The organism is Microbispora sp. CA-102843, assembly GCF_050936215.1.
Taxonomy (GTDB): domain Bacteria; phylum Actinomycetota; class Actinomycetes; order Streptosporangiales; family Streptosporangiaceae; genus Microbispora.
This window is the reverse complement of the sequence record NZ_JBNJNF010000001.1, coordinates 1,450,117-1,469,569: the sequence shown is the minus strand read 5'-3', so window position 1 is coordinate 1,469,569 and position 19,453 is coordinate 1,450,117. Positions and strand designations below refer to the sequence as shown.

Here is a 19,453-nt window from a genome sequence, read left to right as displayed (position 1 = left end):
CCTCGCCGAGCGGAGAGTCAGTGCCCATCAACGACCATCCGGCTTCTGAGCTCCAGGATCACCCCGAAGACAATCAGGCCGCCGCCGCCCGCGACCGCGGAGACGAGGGAATGCCATCCGGGGCCCGTCCACACCCCGGCCATGTTGGTGACCGTCAGCCAGCCGCCGAAGACGAACATCCCCCAATCCGCCCAGATCGCCGCCCCGGCGAGATAGAGGATGCCGACCGTCGCCATGGTCACGGCCGCCCAGGCCAGCTCCCGATGTGAATCCGGCAGGAACTGGGTGAGATAGCCGGTGATCGCCGTCACGCCCACCATTCCCAGCGTCCACGTCAGCCCGTACATGAGACCCTGCTCGGACGAGCGCCCGCTGACGCCCCGGTTGCCTCGGTAGCCCCCGACAGCGGTGATCAGCAGTGCGACCGCCATGCCCCCGAAGAGGATCACCAGGGGCAGGAACTCCGGCATGTCGACGAACACCCGTCCGTCCGGGCCGTGCCGCAAGAACATGGCGCCGAGGCCGAAGAACCAGGCCAGCCCCCAGGGAACGTGCAGGAGCAGGGGATTTCCGCCCAGCTTGCGCCGCGCCTCGGCCCGTCCCCGGGAGATGAGACGCAGCGTCTCCTCCGGGCTCAAAGGTGGGGAGTTTTCGGCCTGCATGCGACCCGTCCATAGTGAGTTAACAATCAAACTAGTTTGCACTATAAACTTGTTGAAGACAGCGAGTCAATGGCCGTGACGACGCCACGGATCAGTCAGGTGAGATCAGAGCGATCACCGCACGCGCGTAGGTGAGCCGGCCGGCTGAGCGGCCGGGGTCACTCCTCGGGGGTGACGGCGACGGCGCGGGCGGCGTCGGGGCCCTTGTCGAGGAGGACGTGGAAGCCTTCCTCGTTGAGGATCGGGACGCCGGCCTTGACCGCCTTGTCGTACTTCGAACCGGGGTTGTCCCCCACCACCAGGAAACCCGTCTTCTTCGACACCGACGAGGTGACCTTGCCGCCCCTGGCGCTGATGGCCTCGGCGGCCTCGTCGCGGCTGAAGTCGGTCAGCGTCCCGGTGACGACGAAGGTGAGCCCCTCCAGCGGACGCGGCCCCTCGTCGGCGGGCGACTCGTCGGCCATCCGAACACCGGCGGCCCGCCACCTCTCGATGATCTCCTGGTGCCAGTCGACCGCGAACCACTCCTTGATGGTCGCGGCCACCCGCGGGCCGATGCCCTCCACCGCCGCCAGCTCCTCCTCGGACGCCTTGGCGATGGCCTCGATCGAGCGGAACTCCGCGGCGAGCGCGCGGGCCGTGGGCGGCCCGATGTGCCGGATCGTCAGCGCGACGAGCACCCGCCACAGCGGCTGGTCCTTCTTCTCCTTCAGCTGCTGGAGGATCAGTTCGGCGTTCTTGCTGGGCTCGCCCGAGATGTTGGCGAAGAAGGAGACCACCTTCGGCTCGCCGGTCTCCGGATCGGTCTTCGGCAGGCCCGTGTCGGGGTCGCGGACCACCGACCTGATCGGCAGCAGCTTCTCGATCGTCAGGTCGAACAGGTCGGCCTCCGTGCGGACCGGCGGCTCCTGCGGCGGCAGCGGCTGCGTCAGCGCGGTCGCCGCGACGTAGCCCAGCCCGTCGACGTCGAACGCGTTGCGTCCTGCCGCGAAGTAGATCCGCTCACGCAGTTGCGCGGGGCAGGAACGGGCGTTCGGGCAGCGCAGGTCGGCGTCGCCCTCCCGCTCGTAGGCCAGTTCGGTGTCGCATTCCGGGCAGTGCGTGGGCATGACGAACTCCCGCTCGCCGCCCTGCCGCAGGTCCACCACAGGACCGACGATCTCGGGGATGACGTCGCCCGCCTTGCGCAGCACCACGGTGTCGCCGATCAGCACGCCCTTGCGCGCGACCTCCGAGGCGTTGTGCAGCGTCGCGCGCTCCACGGTGGACCCGGCCACCACCACCGGCTTCATCACGCCGAACGGCGTGACCCTGCCCGTCCTGCCCACACCGACCTGGATGTCGAGGAGCTTGGTGGTGACCTCCTCTGGCGGGTACTTGAACGCGATGGCCCAGCGCGGGGCCCGGCTGGTGCTGCCAAGCTGCCGCTGCACCGGGATGCGGTCGACCTTGACCACCACGCCGTCGATCTCGTACTCCGGGTCGTGGCGGTGGTCGTTGTAGTAGGAGATGAACTCGCGGATCTCGTCGAGGCTCTTGACCACCTTGTAGCGGTCGCTGACCGGGAGTCCGAAGTCACGCAGCCGTTCGTAGACGGCCGACTGGGTGGCGGGCAGCGGACCGCCGCCCTCCCACTTGCCGACGCCGTGGACGATCATCCGCAGCGGCCGCTGCGCGGTGACGCGCGGGTCCTTCTGCCGCAGCGAGCCGGCGGCGGAGTTGCGCGGATTCGCGAACGGCGGCTTGCCCGCGTCCATGAGCTGCTCGTTGAGTTTCTTGAAACCCTCGACCGGCAGGAAGACCTCGCCGCGCACCTCCAGCAGGTCGGGCACGTCGTCCCCGTCGAGCCGGTGCGGCACGTCGCCGAGCGTGCGGATGTTGGGGGTGATGTCGTCGCCGGTGCGCCCGTCGCCCCGGGTCGCGCCCCGCACGAGGCGGCCCTTCTCGTAAACAAGCGCCACTGCCAGACCGTCGATCTTCAGCTCGCACAGGTAGGGCCCGGGGTCGGCCTCGATCAGCCGCTCGGCCCTGGCCTGCCAGCCGGCGAGGTCGGCGTCGTTGAAGGCGTTGTCGAGGCTCTCCATGCGCTGGAGATGGGTGACGGGGGCGAATTCCGTGGAGATCGGCGCTCCCACCCTCTGGGTAGGCGAGTCCGGCGTGCGCAGGTCGGGATGCGCCTCCTCCAGCGCGAGGATCTCCCGCATCCAGCCGTCGTACTCGGCGTCGCTCACCGTGGGCGAGTCGAGCACGTAGTAGCGCCAGTTGGCGTCGTCGAGCAGCTCCGAGAGCTCGGCGTGCCGCTCCCGCGCTTCGGCCGGCGCACTCTGTGCTTCTCCGCTGGCGCTCTGTGCTTCTCCGCTGGCGCTCTGTGCTTCTCCGGCGGCGCTGCCGGTGGTCTCGGCGGCGCCCGTCACGCTCTCGACCTCGCTCGCGGCCTCCGCGTGCCCGTTCGCCTCATCCGCGAGCTCCGTGTCATCGAGCCCGGTGCCGTCGAGCCCGGTGTCATCGAGCCCGGTGCCGTCGAGCCCGGCGTCGTCGAGCCCGTCAGTCTCGCCAGCCCTGTCGGTCACGTCGCCCGTCTCCCCTCGTCAGACCCCAGGGCAACCGTATCTCCGGCCACCGACAGTTCGCGAAGGACGGGGCGGGAGCCGCGCCGAGGACGTGGGCGACTCCCGCCGGACCGCTCGGCGAGAGGGCCGCTCCAGACCGCGCGGCCCCTCGCTTCAGGAGCGATCGAGAATTACGGTAGACCGCTTGCGGCCCACTTTCATTCCTTTTTGTCCGGGTGTACTCGGGCCGGTCGCCGTGGATGGAAGGGGACCGGCCCGAGGGTCATCCTCCCTGGGTCCAGACCCGCTCCCAGCGAGAGCACTTGCCGGTGATCCGGGTCGCGCTGCCCCGGCAGACCATGGCCTTGGCCAGCAGCATGTACCCGGCGTTCACCGTGAACGTCCGCGGGGTGGACTGGGAGCAGTTGCGGTAGCTCGCGGTGCGATACTTCCCGCGGTCGGTCAGCCACTTGATCTTCACCCAGGAGCAGGTCCTGGCCCCGCCGGCGTCGTACAGGTCGCCGACGATGCGCAGGCCCGACGAGCCCGACCGGACGTACCCGTTCGCCCAGCCCTTGGTGTCGGAGGACGCCGTCGGCCCCCACTCCCAGGTCTCCGCCGCCGACGCGGCCGATCCCGCAGACGAGGCCGAGGCCGCCGCGGGGGCCGCGACGAGACCGGCGGCCAGTGCGGCGGACAGCCCGGCGGCGGCGAGAGGGAGCAGAAGGCGCGCAGCGCTTCGCATGGTCTTTCTCCTGAGCGTCTGAACTTCCAGCACGTCAAGAGATATGTGAGAAGGCTTGTGAATCACTTGGGGATGAGCTGGGAGGCCGCTTGGATCACTAGCGGCGGCCCCACCAGCGGCAGCCTCACCAGCGGCGACCCGATTCGCCCGCCCTCACTCGCGCTGCCCTCACTCGCGCTGCCCTCACTCGCGCCGCCCTCACTCGCGCTGCCCTCACTCGCGCTGCCCTCACTCGCCAGGGTCCTCGCGCAGCACCCGGGCCGCCTCCCGGCACCGGGCCAGCGCCGCCCTGGCGTACGCGGGTGAGGCCCCGGCCAGGCCGCAGGCGGGGGTGAGCACGACCTGCTCGGCGAGCCGGGCGGGCGGGAAGCCGAGGCGCCGCCACAGCTCGACCGCCGGCTTGGCCACCACGCCGACGTCCGCCAGCCGGGTGTCGACACCGGGCACGACACCGAGAAACAGCGCGAGCCCCTTCTCGATCGTCTCGCCCAGCTCGTCCTCGTCACGGCGGCGCAGCAGCGCCGCGTCCACCGACACGCCCCGCGCTCCCGCCGTACGGATCACCTCGTACGGCACGCCCGGCGCGCAGCAGTGGACGATCGGGAAGGCGGGCGCGAGCGCGGACAGCACGGTCCTCAGCCGCTCGGCCGCGATCGGGGGCTCGACGGCGGCCAGCCGCCCGAAGCCGGACGCGGTCGGCACCGTGCCCGCCAGCACCCCGGGCAGCCCCGGCTCGTCGATTTGGACGACGAGGCCGGCTCCCGGGATCCGGCGCCGGACCTCCGCCACGTGCTGCGCCAGCCCCTCGGCCAGCGACTCGGTCAGGTCGCGTACGGCTCCCGCGTCGGCGAGCACCTTGTCGCCGTGCCTGAGCTCGATCGCACCGGCGAGCGTCCACGGCCCGCATGCCTGGATCTTGAACGGCCCCTCGTAGCCCTGGGAGACCTCCTCCAGGCCGTCGAGGTCGCGGGTGAGGTGGTCCCTGGCCCGCTTGAAGTCCCGTCCCGGCCGGTCGGCGAGCCGCCAGCCGGACGGCTGCACCTCCACCGGCAGCTCGACCAGCAGTGACGCCGTACGGCCGATCATGTCGGCGCCCACGCCCCGGCCGGGCAGCTCGGGCAGGTAGGGCATGGGCAGTTCACCGAAGGCCGTCCTGACCGCCTCCAGATGGTCCTCGCCCGGATAGGACCCCACGCCGGTGGCCGTGCCCTCGGCCCATGGATAGTCGCTCACGGTGACTAGCTTATGGATTATGAAACTCACCAAACTCGGTCACGCGTGCTGGCGGCTGGAGAAGGACGGGCGGACGCTCGTCATCGACCCCGGCTCGTTCAGCGGCGAGGGGCTCCTCGACGGCGCGGACGCGGTGCTCATCACCCACGAGCACTTCGACCACGTGGACGCGAACCTGCTCAAGAACGCGAGCCCCGATCTGGAGATCTTCACCTGCCAGGGCGTCGCCGACCAGCTCGGCAAGATCCCGGCGAAGGTCCAGGTCGTCCATCACGGGGACGCCTTCGACACGGCGGGCTTCCACGTGCGGGCGGTCGGCGAGTGGCACGCGCTCAACCTTCCCGACGTCCTGCCCGTGCAGAACGTCGGCTTCTTCGTGGACGACGAGGTGTTCTACCCCGGTGACGCCCTCACACCGCCCGGGCGCGACGTGCCCACGCTGCTCGTGCCGACCAACGCGCCGTGGCTCAAGGCGGCAGAGACGATCCTCTACCTGCGCTACGTCCGGCCCGCACGGGCCTATTCGACCCACGACGGGCTGGTCAACGAGATCGGCGCGAAGCTGATCGACAACTGGCTCGGCATGGAGGCCGACAAGCAGAAGGCGGACTTCCGCCGCATCCCGGCCGGGGAGTCCGTCGAGATCTCCTGATCTCAGACGGCCGAGGCGATCGTGGCGGAGCCGATGACGGCGTCCCCGTCGTACAGGACGGCCCCCTGGCCCGCCGCGACGCCGGTCGCCGGACGGTCGAGCTCGATGTGCAGCTCACCGCCGGACAACTGGGCGCGGCAGCCGTACACCTCGCCGTGGGCACGCAACTGCACGGTGCAGGTGATCGGCTCGTACGGCTCCGGCACCAGGCCGTTCCACACCGGCCGCTCGCCCACCATGCTCCGGACCTCCAAAGAGGTGCGGGGACCGACCGTGACCGTGTTGGACACCGGCTCGATCGACAGCACGTAGCGCGGCCTGCCGTCGGCGGCCGGCCGGTCGATGTGCAGGCCCTTGCGCTGCCCGACCGTGAAGCCGTACGCCCCCTGGTGGCTGCCGACCACCTGGCCGGTGAGCGCGTCGACGATCGGCCCCTGCGACGCGCCGAGCCGATCGGCGAGGAACGCCCGGGTGTCGCCGTCGGCGATGAAGCAGATGTCGTGGCTGTCGGGCTTGTCGGCGACGGTCAGCCCACGCCGCGCCGCCTCCTCGCGCACCTGCGCCTTGGTCGAGCCGCCGAGCGGGAAGATCGCGTGCGCGAGCTGCTCGCGGGTGAGCACGCCCAGCACGTACGACTGGTCCTTGGCCTCGTCGACGCTGCGCCGCAGCACGCCGTCATCCAGCCGCGCGTGGTGGCCGGTGGCGACGGCGTCGAAGCCGAGCGCGAGCGCCCGGTCGAGCACCGCCTCGAACTTGATCTTCTCGTTGCAGCGCAGGCAGGGGTTGGGGGTGCGCCCGGCGGCGTACTCGCTGACGAAGTCCTCGACCACGTCGCGATGGAACCGTTCCGCCATGTCCCACACGTAGAAGGGGATGCCGATGACGTCGGCCGCCCGGCGCGCGTCGCGGGCGTCCTCCAGCGTGCAGCACCCGCGCGCGCCGGTGCGATAGGACTGCGGGTTGGACGACAGCGCCAGATGGACGCCGGTCACGTCGTGCCCCGCCTCGGCGATCCGGGCGGCGGCCACCGCGGAGTCGACCCCGCCGGACATGGCGGCGAGGACGCGGAGCTTTCGTGTGGGACCCATAACAGTTCGAGGTTACCGCCCGCGGGGCCGCGCCCGCGTTGGCATCGGAGCGGGCGGGCTGGGAGGATGCGGGGTCATGCGACTGTTCGGGCGCAAGAGCGAGTCCGCCGACCCCGCCGAGGCCATCGCGGCATTCTGGACCTGGTGGGACCAGGCCCGTCCCCAGATCGACGCGCACGTCGAGGCGGAGGACCCCGAGGCCCTGGCCGAGCTGATCGGCCCCGCCGTCACCGCGCTTCATCCGTCCCTCGTCTGGGAGATCGCTCCCGGCCGCCTGGCCGTGAACGCCCTGGTCGTCAGCGCGTCCGGCGACCCGGAGCTGCGGCCGTTCGCCCACCGCTGGGCCCTGGCCGCGCCGCCGGCGGACGCGATGTGGGAGTTCTATCCGTCGCGGCAGGCGAACCCGCAGGCCGCGGATCTGACGGTCGACGTCGGCGGCCGGGAGTTCGGCCTCGACCGGCTGGTGGTGGCGCTGCGCGTGCCGCCCGGCACGCCGCGCGTGGACGTCACCGCCTTCCACCCGATCTACCCGGACGTCGACGACGACACGCGGATGGAGGCGACCCTCCTCGCGCTCGACTGGCTGCTGGGCGAGGACGAGGTGGCCCGCTGGGTGGGCGAGATCGTGGCCGCGGAGTTCGAGCCGATCGACGCCCTTCCCGCGATCCATCTGCCCTCCGTCGTCACCGACGTGGCGGAGGGCTTCAAGGAGGAGCAGTGGGCACTCCTCGAAGGCCACACCGCCACCGGCGGCAGGCTGACGGCCGCCGCCCGCTATCCCCTCCGGCCGGTCGACTTCCCGCTGTTCGACCAGCACATCGCCGTCACCCTGCCCTACCGGGAGGCCGACGGCGACGGGCTGCCCGCGGGAGCCTCCCTGGACGCGCTGCGCGACTTCGAGGAGCGGCTGACCGGACGGCTGGCCGCGCTCGGCTCGGCCGTGCTGACGGCCCACCTGAGCGCCGACGGCAGCCGGGTGCTGCACGTGTACGCCGACCCCGCGGCGGCCGTCCCGCCCGTGGTCGAGGAGGTCGCCACCGAGTGGAAGGAGGGGAGTGCCCGCGTCGACGTGGCCGAGGACCCCTCGTGGAGCGCGGTGGCTCCCTTTCTGACTTGAACCGGACATTCAGCGCGTTTCGCCACAATTGAGCACGGGCACGTCGCGATAGACGCAACGCGCGGGCGAGCGCCCCCCGTTCCCGCATGCTGCGGGGCCGATCCGGCGATGGGATTGGGGTGGGAGATGGCTCAACGCGCACTGGACCGGATGCTGAACGCGATCGAAGGCGACGGCCGCCTCGACCGGCCGGGTCATCGGCTCGAACAGGGTCTCGCGTTCGCGGAGAACCTCCTCGGGATCACCAGGAGCCGCGCCCGCGGCTTCCTGCACGGCGTCTGGCTGGGTCACCCCCTCCACCCGCTGCTGACCGACGTCCCGATCGGTTCCTGGACGATGGCGCTGATCCTGGACCTCACCGGGCAGAAGCGGGCGGCGCGCGGAGCCGTGGGCATCGGCCTCGCCGGAGCGCTGGCCGCGGCGGTGACCGGCCTGCACGACTGGCAGTACACGCATGACAACGCCCGGCGCGTCGGGCTGGTCCACGGCACGCTCAACACGCTCGCCATCGGCCTGTACGGCTGGTCGTGGTGGCAGCGGGGCCGGGGGCACCACCTGCGGGGGCGGCTCACCGCCCTGCTCGGCTATCCCGTGATCGCGGTCAGCGGCTTCCTGGGCGGCGCGCTCACCTACCGCCACCAGATCGGGGTCGACCAGACGGACAGGCAGCTCGAACCACGCCGTTTCACCCCCGTGCTGGCCGAGCGCGACCTGACCGAGAAGAGCCCGCGCCGGGTGCGGGCGGGCGACGTGGAGGTCGTCCTGGTCCGCTCCAACGGCCGCATCCACGCTCTGGAGAACGCCTGCCCGCATCTGGGCGCTCCGCTGTCCCAGGGGTGGCTCAGGGACGGCTCCCTCACCTGCCCCTGGCACGGTTCCCAGTTCGAGCTGCACAGCGGGGAGAGCCTGAACGGCCCGGCCGTCGCGCCCGCGCCCTGCCTGCAGACCCGCGTACGCGACGGGTGGATCGAGGTGCGCCGGGCGCCGGCGGTGGCCACCGCTCCCCCCGGCAGCACGCTGGTCCACCAGCAGGAGGTGCAGCCGTGAGGAGGAGGCCGCAGGTGCTCACGGAGGTGCGGCAGGCGCCGGCCCCGCAGGAGCAGAAGAAGGCGACGCGGGTGCTCGTGGAGCACCACGAGGTGCTGCGGGGGATCATGCGGCGCCTGAAGGAGACGCCGCGTTCCCAGCCCGGGCGACGGCGCGCGCTCGCCGACGAGCTGTTCGACGAGCTGTGGATGCACGAGCGCATCGAGGAGGAGATCTTCTATCCCGCCACGCACGACGTCACGCCGGGCATCGCGGCGGCCTGGTCCGAGCACCGCCAGCTCACCGACCAGCTCGCGGCGCTGGTGCGCGCCGACCCGCGGACCGAGCGGTTCGACCGGGAGCTGGGCGTGATGCACGACGCGCTGGAGTCGCACGCCCACCTGGACGAGGAGCAGGAGATGTTCCCCGAGGTCGAGCGCTTCATGGACGAGGAACGACTCGTCGAGCTGGGCGACCGGCTCCAGGGCCACCTGGACGCGCTGCGCTCGTCGCGGCGCATCCGGGCGGTCCTTCGCCTGCAGCGGGCGCTGCTGCGCCGCACTGCCCGGTAGGCGTACGGCGCGACAGGCGCCGTTAGGGACGCGACCTGGATCAGACGAGGGGACGCGCGGGCGCGGGACGGGCAGGCGGGCCATCAGCGGCAGCGCCTCCCGCAACTGCGCGCGCAGCGCCTCGTAACGCACCGCGCCCGAGCCTCAGGGGGAAAACGGGGGAAGCTATGACAGACCGGCACGGCGGGCGCGCTCGACGACGTGCCCGATGACCCCGGCGACCCGGTCGACGTCCTCCTCCACGGAGGTGTGGCCGAGGGAGAAGCGCAGCGAGCCGCGGGCGCGTACGCCGTCCTGGCCCATGGCGAGCAGCACGTGGGACGGCTGGGCGACCCCGGCCGAGCAGGCCGATCCCGTGGAGCACTCCACGCCCTTGGCGTCGAGGAGCATGAGCAGGGCGTCCCCCTCGCAGCCGGGGAACGAGAAGTGGGCGTTGCCCGGCAGCCGGTTCACCGGATCACCGTTCAGCACGACATCGGGCACGGCCAGCCGTACGCGCTCGATCAGGTCGTCGCGCAACGCCGACAGCCGCTCGGCCGTGACGTCCTGCCGCGCGACGGCCGTCTCGACCGCCGCCGCGAACCCGGCGATGGCCGGCGCGTCGAGAGTGCCCGAGCGGATGTCGCGTTCCTGCCCGCCGCCGTGCAGGACGGGCACCGGATCGACGCCTCGCGCCAGCAGCAGCGCCCCCACGCCCACGGGACCGCCGACCTTGTGGCCGGAGACGGTCATGGCGTCCACGCCGGACTCGGCGAACGAGACCGGGAGCTGGCCGACCGCCTGCACCGCGTCGGTGTGGAAGGGAATGCCGTATTCGTGCGCGATGGCGGCCAGCACGCGCACCGGCTGTACGGTGCCCACCTCGTTGTTGGCCCACATGACGCTCACCAGCGCCACGTCGTCCGGGTCGCGGGCGATGGCCTCGCGCAGCGTCTCCGGATCCACCCGGCCCCGCTCGTCCACCTCCAGCAGCTCGACCCGGGCGCCGTGGTTGTCGCCGAGCCAGTGGGCGGGGTCGAGGGCGGCGTGGTGCTCGACCGAGCTGATCAGGATCCTGGGCCGCTTCCTCGCCCAGAACAGGCCCTTGATGGCGAGGTTGTCGGCCTCGGTGCCGCCTGCCGTGAACACGACCTCACTCGGGCGGGCGCCGAGCGCGCACGCGATCGTCTCGCGCGACTCCTCGACGACCCGGCGGGCGCGGCGGCCCGCCGCGTGGAGGGACGAGGGGTTGCCGACCTGCCCGAGCTGGACGGTCATCGCCTCGATCGCCTCGGGCAGCATCGGTGTGGTCGAGGCATGGTCCAGATACGTAGCTCCCACGACCCCTCCCTGACACGTATTCAGCCCACCAAGCGTATCCGGGCGGGCGGGGGACACCGGCACGTGTCGCAACTTAACCGTCCAGACGGTACAGTAGATGGCATGAGGAGGGACGAACTGCTGGACGCGGCCGAGGGCCTGCTGCAGGACCAGGGCGCACAGGCCCTGACCCTGGCGGCGGTGGCCGAGCGCGCCGGTGTCAGCAAGGGCGGTCTCCTCTATCACTTCGCGAGCAAGGAAGCGCTCGTCAAAGGCATGATCGAGCGCCTGATCGCGGACTTCGACGCGCTGATCGAGGCGCAGTCGGAGAGCACCTACACCCGGGCGTACGTCGCCGCGACGTTCGAGGCCGTGGAGACCGGCCGGCTCCGACGATGGGCCGTGGTCACGGGCGCGGCCGGCGATCCCGAACTGCTCGCGCCGCTGCGCGAGGCGATGGTCCGCTGGATGCGGCACGGTCTGGACGACGAGCCCGACCCCCTGGCCTCCCAGGTCGTACGGCTGGCCTGTGAGGGCGTCTGGGAAGCCGCCACCCACTGTGCGGCGATCATCGACTACGCCGCGATCCGCGCCAGGCTGCTCGCCCTGTTGTAGCACGCCGCTTGCGAACCCCTGAACCCACACCTGGTGGTCGCCCTTCCTTCCGGCTCAGCCGTGAAAGGGCGACCTGCTGGTGTCTGCCCGTAAATCCGGGCCCGGAAACCCACTCGACTCACCTGGAAAGGAAGCTGTGATGACCCGCGCTTTGAGGAAGGCCCGTCACGGGGCAGTCCTCACCTTCGTCCTGGCCGGCCTGATGTGTGGAACCTTCACCGTGCGCCTCCCCGCCCTGGCCGACCGGCTCGGCCTGCCGGAGTCGTCGGTCGGGCTCACCCTGCTCAGCTGGGGGATCGGCGCGCTGCTCACCATGCAGCTCATGCGCGTCGTCCTGGCCAGGATCGGCAGCCGCGGCGTCCTGCGCGTCGCCGCCCCCCTGTGCGCGGCATCACTGGTCCTCGTCGCGTTCGCGCCGTCCTTCCCGGTGCTGGCCGTGGCCACCGCGCTGTTCGGCATGGCGTTCGGCGCGGTCGACGTCGGCATGAACGCCCAGGGCTCGACCGTCGAGCGCGCGTACGGCCGGCCGATCATGAGCGGCATGCACGCGGGTTGGTGCGTCGGCGCGATCTCGGCGGGCCTGATGGGCACGGCGGCCATCGCCCTGGGCCTGTCCCTCACCGCCCACATCCTGGTCGTCGCCCTGGTGTCGGTGCCGGCGGCGCTGGCCGTCAGCCGCATGCACCTGCCCGACCCCGCGCCCGAGGCGGACGAGGCCGGCCAGGCGTCGGCTCGTTCCCGGCGCAGGCTGCCCGGCGTCGTCTACCTGCTCGGCGCGGTCACGTTCGCCGCGTTCATGGTGGAGGGCGTCGTCGCCGACTGGAACGGCCTGTACCTGATCGGCACGCTGCACGCCTCCGAGGCGGTCGCCGCGCTCGGCTACCCGGTGTTCGAGGCGGGCATGCTGCTCGCCCGGCTGGCCGGCGACCGGCTGCGCGGCCGCTACGGCGCCCGCGGACTGATCATGTTCTCCGGCGCCGCCACCGCGCTCGCGTTCCTCGTGGTCATCGCCGCGCCGGTGACCGTGGCGGCCGTGGCCGGGCTGTTCTTCATCGGGCTGTCGGTGGCGACGATCTCGCCGATGGCGCTGTCGCTGGCGGGGACCGCGACACGCGACCCCGGCCCCGCGATCGCGCAGGCGAGCGCGATGGGCTATGCGGGCCTGCTGCTCGGGCCCGTGGTGGTCGGCTTCCTGTCCGCCGCGGCCTCGCTGCGGGTCGCGATGGGCGTGGCGGTCGTGCTCGGCGTCGTCATCTCCGTGGCCGCGCGGCTGCTGCCCGCGTCCCGTACGGAGATCATCCCGCTGCGGGCGTCGGCGGAGGACGAGGAGCGGTCCCTCCCCCTGGCCGCGTGACTCCCGGCCTGCCCCGGCAGACGGAAGCGGCGTCGCACTCCTGGTGCGACGCCGCTCCCGGCCCGGGTCCTACTTGCGCTTCTCGATCTCCTCGGTGAGCTGCGGGACGACCTGGAACAGGTCGCCCACGACACCGAAGTCGGCGATCTCGAACAGGGGCGCCTCGGCGTCCTTGTTGATCACGACGATGGTCTTGGAGGTCTGCATGCCGGCCCGGTGCTGGATGGCACCGGAGATGCCGGCCGCGATGTAGAGCTGCGGGGACACGGTCTTGCCCGTCTGCCCGACCTGGAACTGGTGCGGATACCAGCCGGCGTCGGTGGCGGCACGCGAGGCGCCCACCGCCGCGCCGAGCGCGTCGGCGAGCTTCTCGATGATCGCGAAGTTCTCGCCCGAGCCCACGCCCCGGCCGCCGGAGACCACGATCGCGGCCTCGGTCAGCTCAGGACGGGCGCCCTTCTCCTGGACGACCCGCTCGACGATCTTGGCCGCGCGGGCGGCGTCCGACAGCGCGACCTCCACCTTCTCCTCGGCGCCGGCCGCGGCGGCGGCGACGGGGGCGGTGCTGTTCGGGCGGACCGTGATGATCGGCGTGCCCTTGGTCACGCGGCTGCGGACGTTGACGCCGCCGCCGAAGATGGACTGCTCGGCGACGAAGCCCTCACCGACGCCCACCGCGTCCGAGATCACACCGGAGTCCGTCTTGACCGCCAGACGACCGGCGATCTCCTTGCCCTCGCCCGTCGCGGCGACGAAGACCGCGGCCGGGGACCGCTCGGACACCAGGTGCGCCAGCACCTCGGCCTTGGGCGCCACCACGTAGTCGCCGATCTCGTCGGCCGCCGCCACGTAGATCTTCTCGGCGCCGTACTCGGCGAGCCTGGCCTTCGCGGCGTCGGAGTAGCCGGGGCCGGCCCACACGGCGGCCGGCGTGCCCAGCGACCGGGCGAGGGTCAGCAGTTCAAGGGTGACCTTCTTGACGTCACCGTCGACGTGCTCGACGAGAACCAGAATCTCACTCATCCCAAGCCCCTCAGATGAACTTCTTCGACGAGAGGAACTCGGCGGCCTTGGCTCCGCCGTCGCCCTCATCCTTGATCACGGTGCCCGCGGCACGCGGCGGGGCGGCGGCGAAGTCGACGACCTCGCTCCAGGAGCTCGCCAGGCCCACCTGGCCGGCCGCGATCTCCGCGTCGGCGACGCCGAGCGTCTCGACCGGCTTCTTCTTGGCGGCCATGATGCCCTTGAACGACGGGTAGCGCGGCTCGTTGATCTTCTCGACCACCGACACGACGGCGGGCAGCGACGCCTCGACCTTGTCGTAGCCGTAGTCGGTGATCCGCTCGACCCGGATGGCGCCGCCCTCGACCTCGACCTTGCTGGCGAGCGTGAGCTGCGGGGCGCCGAGCCGCTCGGCCAGCATCGCGGCGAGCATGCCGGTGCGGGCGTCGGTCGACTCCGAACCCAGGATCACCAGGTCGAAACCGATCTTCTTCAGGGCCTGGGAGATGGCGTAGGAGGTGCCGAGGGCGTCCGAGCCGTGCAGCGCGTCGTCGTGCAGGTGCACCGCCTTGTCGGCGCCCATCGCCAGGGCCTTGCGGATGGTCTCGGTCGCCTTGGCGGGGCCCATGCTGAGGACGGTGACCTCACCTCCATGGGCCTCCTTGAGCCGCAGCGCCTCCTCGACCGCGTACTCGTCGAGCTCGTTCACGACGCCGTCGGCGGCGTCACGGTCGAGCGTCTTGTCATCGGACCTCAGCTTGCGCTCGGTCGCCGTGTCGGGGACCTGCTTCACGCAGACGACGATGTTCATGGCCGGTGGCCGACCTCCCCTTTCCGTACGGCTGACGCCGCGGTTTTCGGTACGTGGCGCGGGGTACGCGCACGTGATGCAAGACTGCCAGGTACTCGCGGGCGTGCCTGCGCAGGTGGCCCGGGTGTCGAGCTGACCCTGGTCCCCCCAGGCGTATGTTACCCATCGGTAGCTTAGGTGCAAACCTCCAGGTTTTTACGGCCGCGTCCTTCGGTTGAGGAATTACCCAGAACCCGGTCACGCCCACTGCCACCCTACCGAACTATGTTCCGGAGGCGTCGCGCAGGTCCCCATGACCGGGACTTCCGGAGGGCCGTCGCCGCCCGCGTCCACCATCCCATGATCGCAAGCGGGCCGAGTCCGCAGGGCGCTCGCCGTGCTCGGATGTCCGATATGTTGGCATTTCTACGGTCGATCTTGGGGGACTTTGCCGGTGCGTGGGACGTGGCTGATCGTGGCTCTCGTCGTGAGCCTGTCCGGCTGTGGTGTGGTCACCGATCTGGTCATCCACCGCGCCGACGCGCCGACCCTGGTCACGTCACCGCCGCCCTCGCCGACCGCCGCCCTCACTCCCTCCGCCGCCGAGGCGGGGCCGACCATCCCCCAGGCGAGGCCCGACCGGCGCGGACGTGGGCTGAGCGGCCCTCACGGCGCCGAGTTCAGTGTCATGCGGAGGTCGAAGACCTGCAGGCGCTCGTCACGGCGACCGGCGCGTCGCAGATCTTCGGCCTGAGCTCGGGCGCGCTCGTCACCCTGCGTACGGCCCTGGTCACGCCCGACCTTGACCGGATCGCCCTGTACGAGCCTCCGTTGTCAATCGGCGGCTCGGTGCCGACGGACTGGGCGGCGCGCTTCGACCGCGAGATCGCTGCGGGAAGATCCGCGTCCGCGCTGGTCACGGGGATGAAGGGCCTGGACACCGAGCCGTCGTTGTTCACCAGGATCCCCCGCTTCGCCCTCGTGCCGCTCCTGGCGATCGGCGCGCGCTTGCAGGGCGACGGATCCCCCGATGAGGTGCCGGTCGAGGCGCTCATCCCGACGCTGCGATTCGACGTACAGGTGATCAGGGAGATGGCCGACACGGTCATGGACTACGCGGCGCTCGATGCGCGGGTGCTGCTCCTCGGCGGTACGAAGAGCGCGGCATACTTGCGTCTCGCACTCCGGAAACTCTCCGAGGTGCTCCCGCACGCGCGAAGCATCGACCTGCCGGGGGTCGGCCATTCGGGACCGGAGGACGACGGATCCCCGCTCGTCGTGGCCCAGGCTCTGCGTGAATTCTTCGGCGCGCGATGACGGGCTGAGGCCGCTGACCAGGTCGAGGTTCAGCTCGCGAACACGAGCATGACGAGCAGGAACAGGACGGTGCCGACGGCCATGAGGAGCGTCACCGTGCTGAACAGCGTGCTGAGCAGCGCCCACACCGCGACGGCCCCGACGCCGCCCACGAGGTCCACCACGAGCCGCCGTCTGGACTTGCCCACTAGCCCGAACCCCGCGTCCACGAGCAGGGCGATGCCGTAGAGCACCAGCAGGAGAAGCGACACCTCGGGCAGGTTGGCGCGCGCCGCCGCGGCGAACAGGCCGACCACCACCGCGGAGCCGATCACCCAGCGGCGGTGCAGCTTCTCCCGGTGCGCGGCGCGCAGGTCGTCCACCTCTCCCCGCCGGGTTCCCCGCGAGGGCCGGCGATCGTTCTGCCGCCGATCACCGGGCCGCCACTCCTGGGTGGCCGCCTCCGACAGCGCGGGCCGCGCCGGCTCGATCCCGTCCAGCACCGGCGCGGCCTCCTTGAGGAGCCCGGCCAGCTCGGCCGTCGCCGGGCGGTCCGCCGGATCGGCGCTCAGGCACCGCTCCACGATCGGGACGAGCCAGGACGGCACGCCCGACAGGTCGGGCTCGCGGTGGACGACCCGGTAGGCGATCGCCGCGGCCGGCCCGGTCCCGTACGGCTGCCGCCCCGACGCGGTGAAGGCCAGCGTCGCCCCCCAGGCGAACACGTCGGCCTCCGGCCCGGCCTCCCTGCCCTCCAGCACCTCGGGGGCCAGATAACCGGGCGTGCCGACGACGGCGCCCGACGCGGTGACCGAGGCCGACTCCAGCGCGCAGGCGATGCCGAAGTCGATCACGTACGGCTCGCGATCGGAGACGATCACGTTGGCCGGCTTGAGGTCGCGGTGGACGACACCGGCCGCGTGGACGGACTCCAGCGCCTCCGCCAGCCCCAGGGCGAGCCGCAGCAGGTCGGCCCCGGCGACCGGCCCGTCCTTGGCCACGACCGTGCTGAGCGGCCGGCCCTGGACGTACCGCGTGACGATGTAGGGCCGCTCCCCCGACAGCGAGGCGTCCAGCACCTCGGCGACGTGGGCCCCGCGAACGCGGCGCATGGTCTCCACCTCGCGGGCGAGACGGGTGATGGCGAACCCGTCGGAGGCGACGTGGGGATGCAGGACCTTCACCGCCACCGTGCGCCCGTCGGGGTCGAGCGCGAGGTGGACCTCACCGAACCCCCCGGAGCCGAGCGCGGAGATCAGACGGTAGGGACCAAGCTGTTCCGGCGTTCCCAAACTGTGTCTCCCGCTTCGCTCGTCGGGACGGTCTTATCCGGTGGTCGTGCCGGAGGCGCGCAATGAACACTTCCCTCGTCGCTCGGAGTCGCTCGTACCTCGCTCCCCCACTCGCTCCTCAGTCCATACACCGGCGCGCCCCTCCGGCTCGCTCGGTGCCTCCGCTTCGCTCGGCGCCTCCCGGTTCACCGTCGGGACCGGGGCGGTCAGGTCCAGAAGGTCAGGAAGCCCAGGCCGATCCTGTCCATGATGTCCCCGATCACGCCGCCGATCAGGTTGACGACCGTGTCCTGACCCTTCTGTTTGAGATCCGCGACGATGTGGTCCACCGCCACCGACGGCGGCCGCCAGGGAATCCACGAGGCGTCCGCGGACAGCGCCGTCATGATCGCGAACAGCGCGACCGTGCCGACCGCGATCGTCACGATCATTCCCGCTCCGGGGCTCCGGATCACCGCGCTCAGCGTCCGGGATACGGCCTTGCGGGGCGCCTTGCCACCGGGCAGGAGGAACAGCCCGGCCACGAAGGCGGCCGCGGCGTACGCGGCGGCGGGGTCGGGCCTGACCCCGCCGATGTAGTGGAACCCGCCCCACACGCACATCGCGAACATCACGGCCAGCGGCACCTGGACCACCGTCGCCAGCCCGGCCTTGATCAGCGCCCACGGAGTGCCGAGCACCGCGAGGAGCGGGTCGGCCCCGCTGCTGCCCCGAGCGGCCCGGCGGTCGGCGAGATCGCCGAGCAGGTACTGACCCACCCGCAGGCACAGCGCCGCCACGACGGCGAACAGGCTCACCACGACCGGCAGCAGGCAGGCCAGCGCCACGAGCGTGGCCAGCAGCAGGGCCGCGAGCACCGGATGCGGGGCCCGGTAGGGGGCCCGCCTCGGCTCGGGCTCGTACGGCGCGGCGGGAGCCGGCGGCGGCGCGACCTGGGGCTCCGGGTAGCCCGCCACCCTCTGGTCCGGGTACGGCGGGTACATCGCAGGCTGGTACGGCGGCGGGGGCAGGGTCGCCTGCCCGTGCGGCGGGGCCTGCGGATGCGCCGGAGGCGGTGCGGACACCGGGCGGCGCTGCCTGGGCGCCCGGGGCTCCCGGCGGGGGCGCTCCGGCTCCACGTAGTTCACGGGCGGCAGCAGGTCGGAGTAGCTGTCGTCGTCGGCCGGCAGCATGCTGGTCCGGCTCCCGTTGGCGCCGTTCACCGAGGCGCCCCCATTAACGGGGCCGCCCCCATTCACCGGGCCGCCCGCGTCCCTCCGCGCCGGCTCGTCGAACACGCGCGTGCCGTCCAGGATCCGCGTCCCGCCGTCGCGCGGCGGCTCGTGGGCGGTCTCCTGGAGCACGGTGACCGAGGGGTCGAGCGAACGGGTGAGCCGGAGCAGCGACGCGGCCGTGGGACGCGACGTGGCCTCGGGCGCCAGGGCGACGCGGAGCCAGCTCCGCAGCCAGGCCGGCGCGAGGTCCACCTGCGCCTTGCCTTCGAGGATGTTGTAGCAGACCGACTCGAACGTGCCCGAGCCGAACGGCGCCTTTCCCGTGGCCGCGAAGAAGACCGTGGCCGCCAGCGCGTGCACGTCGGCGGCCTGGGTGATCTCGGTGTCCCGGATGATCTCCGGTGCGAGGTAGCCGGGGGTGCCGACGAACATCCCCGTCTGGGTCAGCCGGGTGGCGTTGACCAGGTGGGCGATGCCGAAGTCGATCACGAGCGGCTCGCCGTCCACGAGCATCACGTTGGCCGGCTTGAGGTCGCGGTGGATGACGTCGGCCGCGTGGATGGCGACCAGGGCCTCGCACATGCCCATCGCGAGCCGGATCACGCCGTCGTCGGTGAGCGGCCCGTCCTCAAGCACCGTCTGCTCTAAGGTCCGCCCGGGGGCGTACCGCGTCACGATGTAGGGTGCGGCGCCGGTCAGGTCGGCGTCGAGGACCTCGGCGACGCGCTTGCTGCGCACCCGCCGCATGGTCTCGACCTCGCGGGTGAGCCGGTCACGCGCCTTGAGGTCGGTCGCGACGTGCGGGTGCAGGACCTTGACCGCGACCTCGCGCCCCTCCGCGTCCAGGCCGAGATGGACCACCCCCATGCCGCCCTCGCCGAGCTGCCGAAGCAGCCGGTAGGGCCCGATCCTCTCTGGAGCCTCAGTAGCCGACATGTCGTCCCCCG

17 protein-coding genes are annotated in these 19,453 nt (G+C 71.8%); 7 read left to right on the top strand and 10 right to left on the bottom strand.

Features of this window, described 5'->3' with window-relative positions; all coding sequences use genetic code 11:
- Positions 1-17 precede the first annotated feature (17 nt).
- The 4 genes from ACQEVJ_RS06810 to ACQEVJ_RS06795 form a co-directional block, all read right to left on the bottom strand.
- The gene (locus ACQEVJ_RS06810) at positions 18-638 is read right to left on the bottom strand and encodes a hypothetical protein (protein ID WP_433098282.1); all 621 of its coding nucleotides are present in this window, start codon (positions 636-638) and stop codon (positions 18-20) included.
- Positions 639-820: 182 nt separating this feature from the next.
- Complete coding sequence (gene ligA, locus ACQEVJ_RS06805; protein ID WP_433098280.1) at positions 821-3,232, bottom strand: NAD-dependent DNA ligase LigA; 2,412 nt, start codon at positions 3,230-3,232, stop codon at positions 821-823.
- 262 nt (positions 3,233-3,494) lie between these two features.
- On the bottom strand, positions 3,495-3,956 hold the full coding sequence (locus tag ACQEVJ_RS06800) for a hypothetical protein (protein WP_433098278.1): 462 nt from the start codon (positions 3,954-3,956) through the stop codon (positions 3,495-3,497).
- A gap of 228 nt (positions 3,957-4,184) precedes the next feature.
- Positions 4,185-5,189 (bottom strand): methionine synthase, encoded by a 1,005-nt coding sequence (locus ACQEVJ_RS06795; RefSeq protein WP_433098276.1) that lies wholly within the window; start codon positions 5,187-5,189, stop codon positions 4,185-4,187.
- A 19-nt stretch (positions 5,190-5,208) separates the two neighbouring features.
- Here ACQEVJ_RS06795 and ACQEVJ_RS06790 point away from each other — a divergent pair, with 19 nt between their 5' ends.
- Positions 5,209-5,841, top strand: coding sequence for an MBL fold metallo-hydrolase (locus ACQEVJ_RS06790; RefSeq protein ID WP_433098274.1), 633 nt, complete (start codon positions 5,209-5,211; stop codon positions 5,839-5,841).
- Positions 5,842-5,843: 2 nt separating this feature from the next.
- On the opposite strand, the gene mnmA is transcribed toward ACQEVJ_RS06790, so the two are convergent.
- Positions 5,844-6,929, bottom strand: coding sequence for a tRNA 2-thiouridine(34) synthase MnmA (gene mnmA, locus ACQEVJ_RS06785; protein WP_433098272.1), 1,086 nt, complete (start codon positions 6,927-6,929; stop codon positions 5,844-5,846).
- A 76-nt stretch (positions 6,930-7,005) separates the two neighbouring features.
- Here mnmA and ACQEVJ_RS06780 point away from each other — a divergent pair, with 76 nt between their 5' ends.
- The 3 genes from ACQEVJ_RS06780 to ACQEVJ_RS06770 all read left to right on the top strand — a co-directional run bounded on the left by ACQEVJ_RS06780 (position 7,006) and on the right by ACQEVJ_RS06770 (position 9,644).
- Positions 7,006-8,046 carry a DUF695 domain-containing protein gene (locus tag ACQEVJ_RS06780; RefSeq protein WP_433098270.1) on the top strand — a complete coding sequence of 347 codons (1,041 nt, stop codon included), beginning with the start codon at positions 7,006-7,008 and terminating at the stop codon, positions 8,044-8,046.
- 126 nt (positions 8,047-8,172) lie between these two features.
- Positions 8,173-9,093, top strand: coding sequence for a Rieske 2Fe-2S domain-containing protein (locus ACQEVJ_RS06775; RefSeq protein ID WP_433098268.1), 921 nt, complete (start codon positions 8,173-8,175; stop codon positions 9,091-9,093).
- Positions 9,090-9,644: a hemerythrin domain-containing protein gene (locus ACQEVJ_RS06770; protein ID WP_433098266.1), complete on the top strand. Its 555-nt coding sequence runs from the start codon at positions 9,090-9,092 to the stop codon at positions 9,642-9,644. The genes ACQEVJ_RS06775 and ACQEVJ_RS06770 overlap by 4 nt, the downstream gene beginning before the upstream one ends.
- Before the next feature lie 165 nt (positions 9,645-9,809).
- On the opposite strand, the gene ACQEVJ_RS06765 is transcribed toward ACQEVJ_RS06770, so the two are convergent.
- Entirely contained in the window at positions 9,810-10,964 is a 1,155-nt protein-coding gene (locus tag ACQEVJ_RS06765; protein WP_433098264.1) for a cysteine desulfurase family protein, read from the bottom strand.
- Positions 10,965-11,066: 102 nt separating this feature from the next.
- Here ACQEVJ_RS06765 and ACQEVJ_RS06760 point away from each other — a divergent pair, with 102 nt between their 5' ends.
- Together ACQEVJ_RS06760 and ACQEVJ_RS06755 are read left to right on the top strand one after the other, a co-directional pair.
- Positions 11,067-11,558 carry a TetR/AcrR family transcriptional regulator gene (locus ACQEVJ_RS06760; protein ID WP_433098262.1) on the top strand — a complete coding sequence of 164 codons (492 nt, stop codon included), beginning with the start codon at positions 11,067-11,069 and terminating at the stop codon, positions 11,556-11,558.
- A gap of 139 nt (positions 11,559-11,697) precedes the next feature.
- Positions 11,698-12,912, top strand: a complete 1,215-nt coding sequence (locus ACQEVJ_RS06755; protein WP_433098260.1) for an MFS transporter — start codon at positions 11,698-11,700, stop codon at positions 12,910-12,912.
- A 69-nt stretch (positions 12,913-12,981) separates the two neighbouring features.
- Here ACQEVJ_RS06755 and ACQEVJ_RS06750 read toward each other — a convergent pair whose 3' ends face one another.
- Positions 12,982-13,935: an electron transfer flavoprotein subunit alpha/FixB family protein gene (locus ACQEVJ_RS06750; protein ID WP_433098258.1), complete on the bottom strand. Its 954-nt coding sequence runs from the start codon at positions 13,933-13,935 to the stop codon at positions 12,982-12,984.
- A gap of 10 nt (positions 13,936-13,945) precedes the next feature.
- Entirely contained in the window at positions 13,946-14,725 is a 780-nt protein-coding gene (locus tag ACQEVJ_RS06745) for an electron transfer flavoprotein subunit beta/FixA family protein (RefSeq protein WP_433098256.1), read from the bottom strand.
- An 828-nt stretch (positions 14,726-15,553) separates the two neighbouring features.
- On the opposite strand from ACQEVJ_RS06745, the gene ACQEVJ_RS06740 reads away from it, so the two are divergent.
- Positions 15,554-16,021, top strand: coding sequence for an alpha/beta fold hydrolase (locus ACQEVJ_RS06740; protein ID WP_433098254.1), 468 nt, complete (start codon positions 15,554-15,556; stop codon positions 16,019-16,021).
- Between the two features lie 29 nt (positions 16,022-16,050).
- Here the strand turns inward: ACQEVJ_RS06740 and ACQEVJ_RS06735 are convergent, their stop codons facing one another.
- Positions 16,051-17,292, bottom strand: coding sequence for a serine/threonine-protein kinase (locus ACQEVJ_RS06735; RefSeq protein ID WP_433098252.1), 1,242 nt, complete (start codon positions 17,290-17,292; stop codon positions 16,051-16,053).
- Between the two features lie 206 nt (positions 17,293-17,498).
- The gene (locus tag ACQEVJ_RS06730; RefSeq protein ID WP_433098250.1) at positions 17,499-19,442 is read right to left on the bottom strand and encodes a serine/threonine-protein kinase; all 1,944 of its coding nucleotides are present in this window, start codon (positions 19,440-19,442) and stop codon (positions 17,499-17,501) included.
- Positions 19,443-19,453: the final 11 nt, after the last annotated feature.

Bases quoted from the DNA above. Each gene is read 5' to 3' on its own strand.
- ACQEVJ_RS06730 (WP_433098250.1), bottom strand. From the start codon at position 19,442: ATGTCGGCTACTGAGGCTCCAGAGAGGATCGGGCCCTACCGGCTGCTT.
- ACQEVJ_RS06745 (WP_433098256.1), bottom strand. From the start codon at position 14,725: ATGAACATCGTCGTCTGCGTGAAGCAGGTCCCCGACACGGCGACCGAG.
- ACQEVJ_RS06755 (WP_433098260.1), top strand. From the start codon at position 11,698: ATGACCCGCGCTTTGAGGAAGGCCCGTCACGGGGCAGTCCTCACCTTC.
- ACQEVJ_RS06775 (WP_433098268.1), top strand. From the start codon at position 8,173: ATGGCTCAACGCGCACTGGACCGGATGCTGAACGCGATCGAAGGCGAC.
- ACQEVJ_RS06780 (WP_433098270.1), top strand. From the start codon at position 7,006: ATGCGACTGTTCGGGCGCAAGAGCGAGTCCGCCGACCCCGCCGAGGCC.
- ACQEVJ_RS06760 (WP_433098262.1), top strand. From the start codon at position 11,067: ATGAGGAGGGACGAACTGCTGGACGCGGCCGAGGGCCTGCTGCAGGAC.
- ACQEVJ_RS06800 (WP_433098278.1), bottom strand. From the start codon at position 3,956: ATGCGAAGCGCTGCGCGCCTTCTGCTCCCTCTCGCCGCCGCCGGGCTG.
- mnmA (WP_433098272.1), bottom strand. From the start codon at position 6,929: ATGGGTCCCACACGAAAGCTCCGCGTCCTCGCCGCCATGTCCGGCGGG.
- ACQEVJ_RS06790 (WP_433098274.1), top strand. From the start codon at position 5,209: ATGAAACTCACCAAACTCGGTCACGCGTGCTGGCGGCTGGAGAAGGAC.
- ACQEVJ_RS06750 (WP_433098258.1), bottom strand. From the start codon at position 13,935: ATGAGTGAGATTCTGGTTCTCGTCGAGCACGTCGACGGTGACGTCAAG.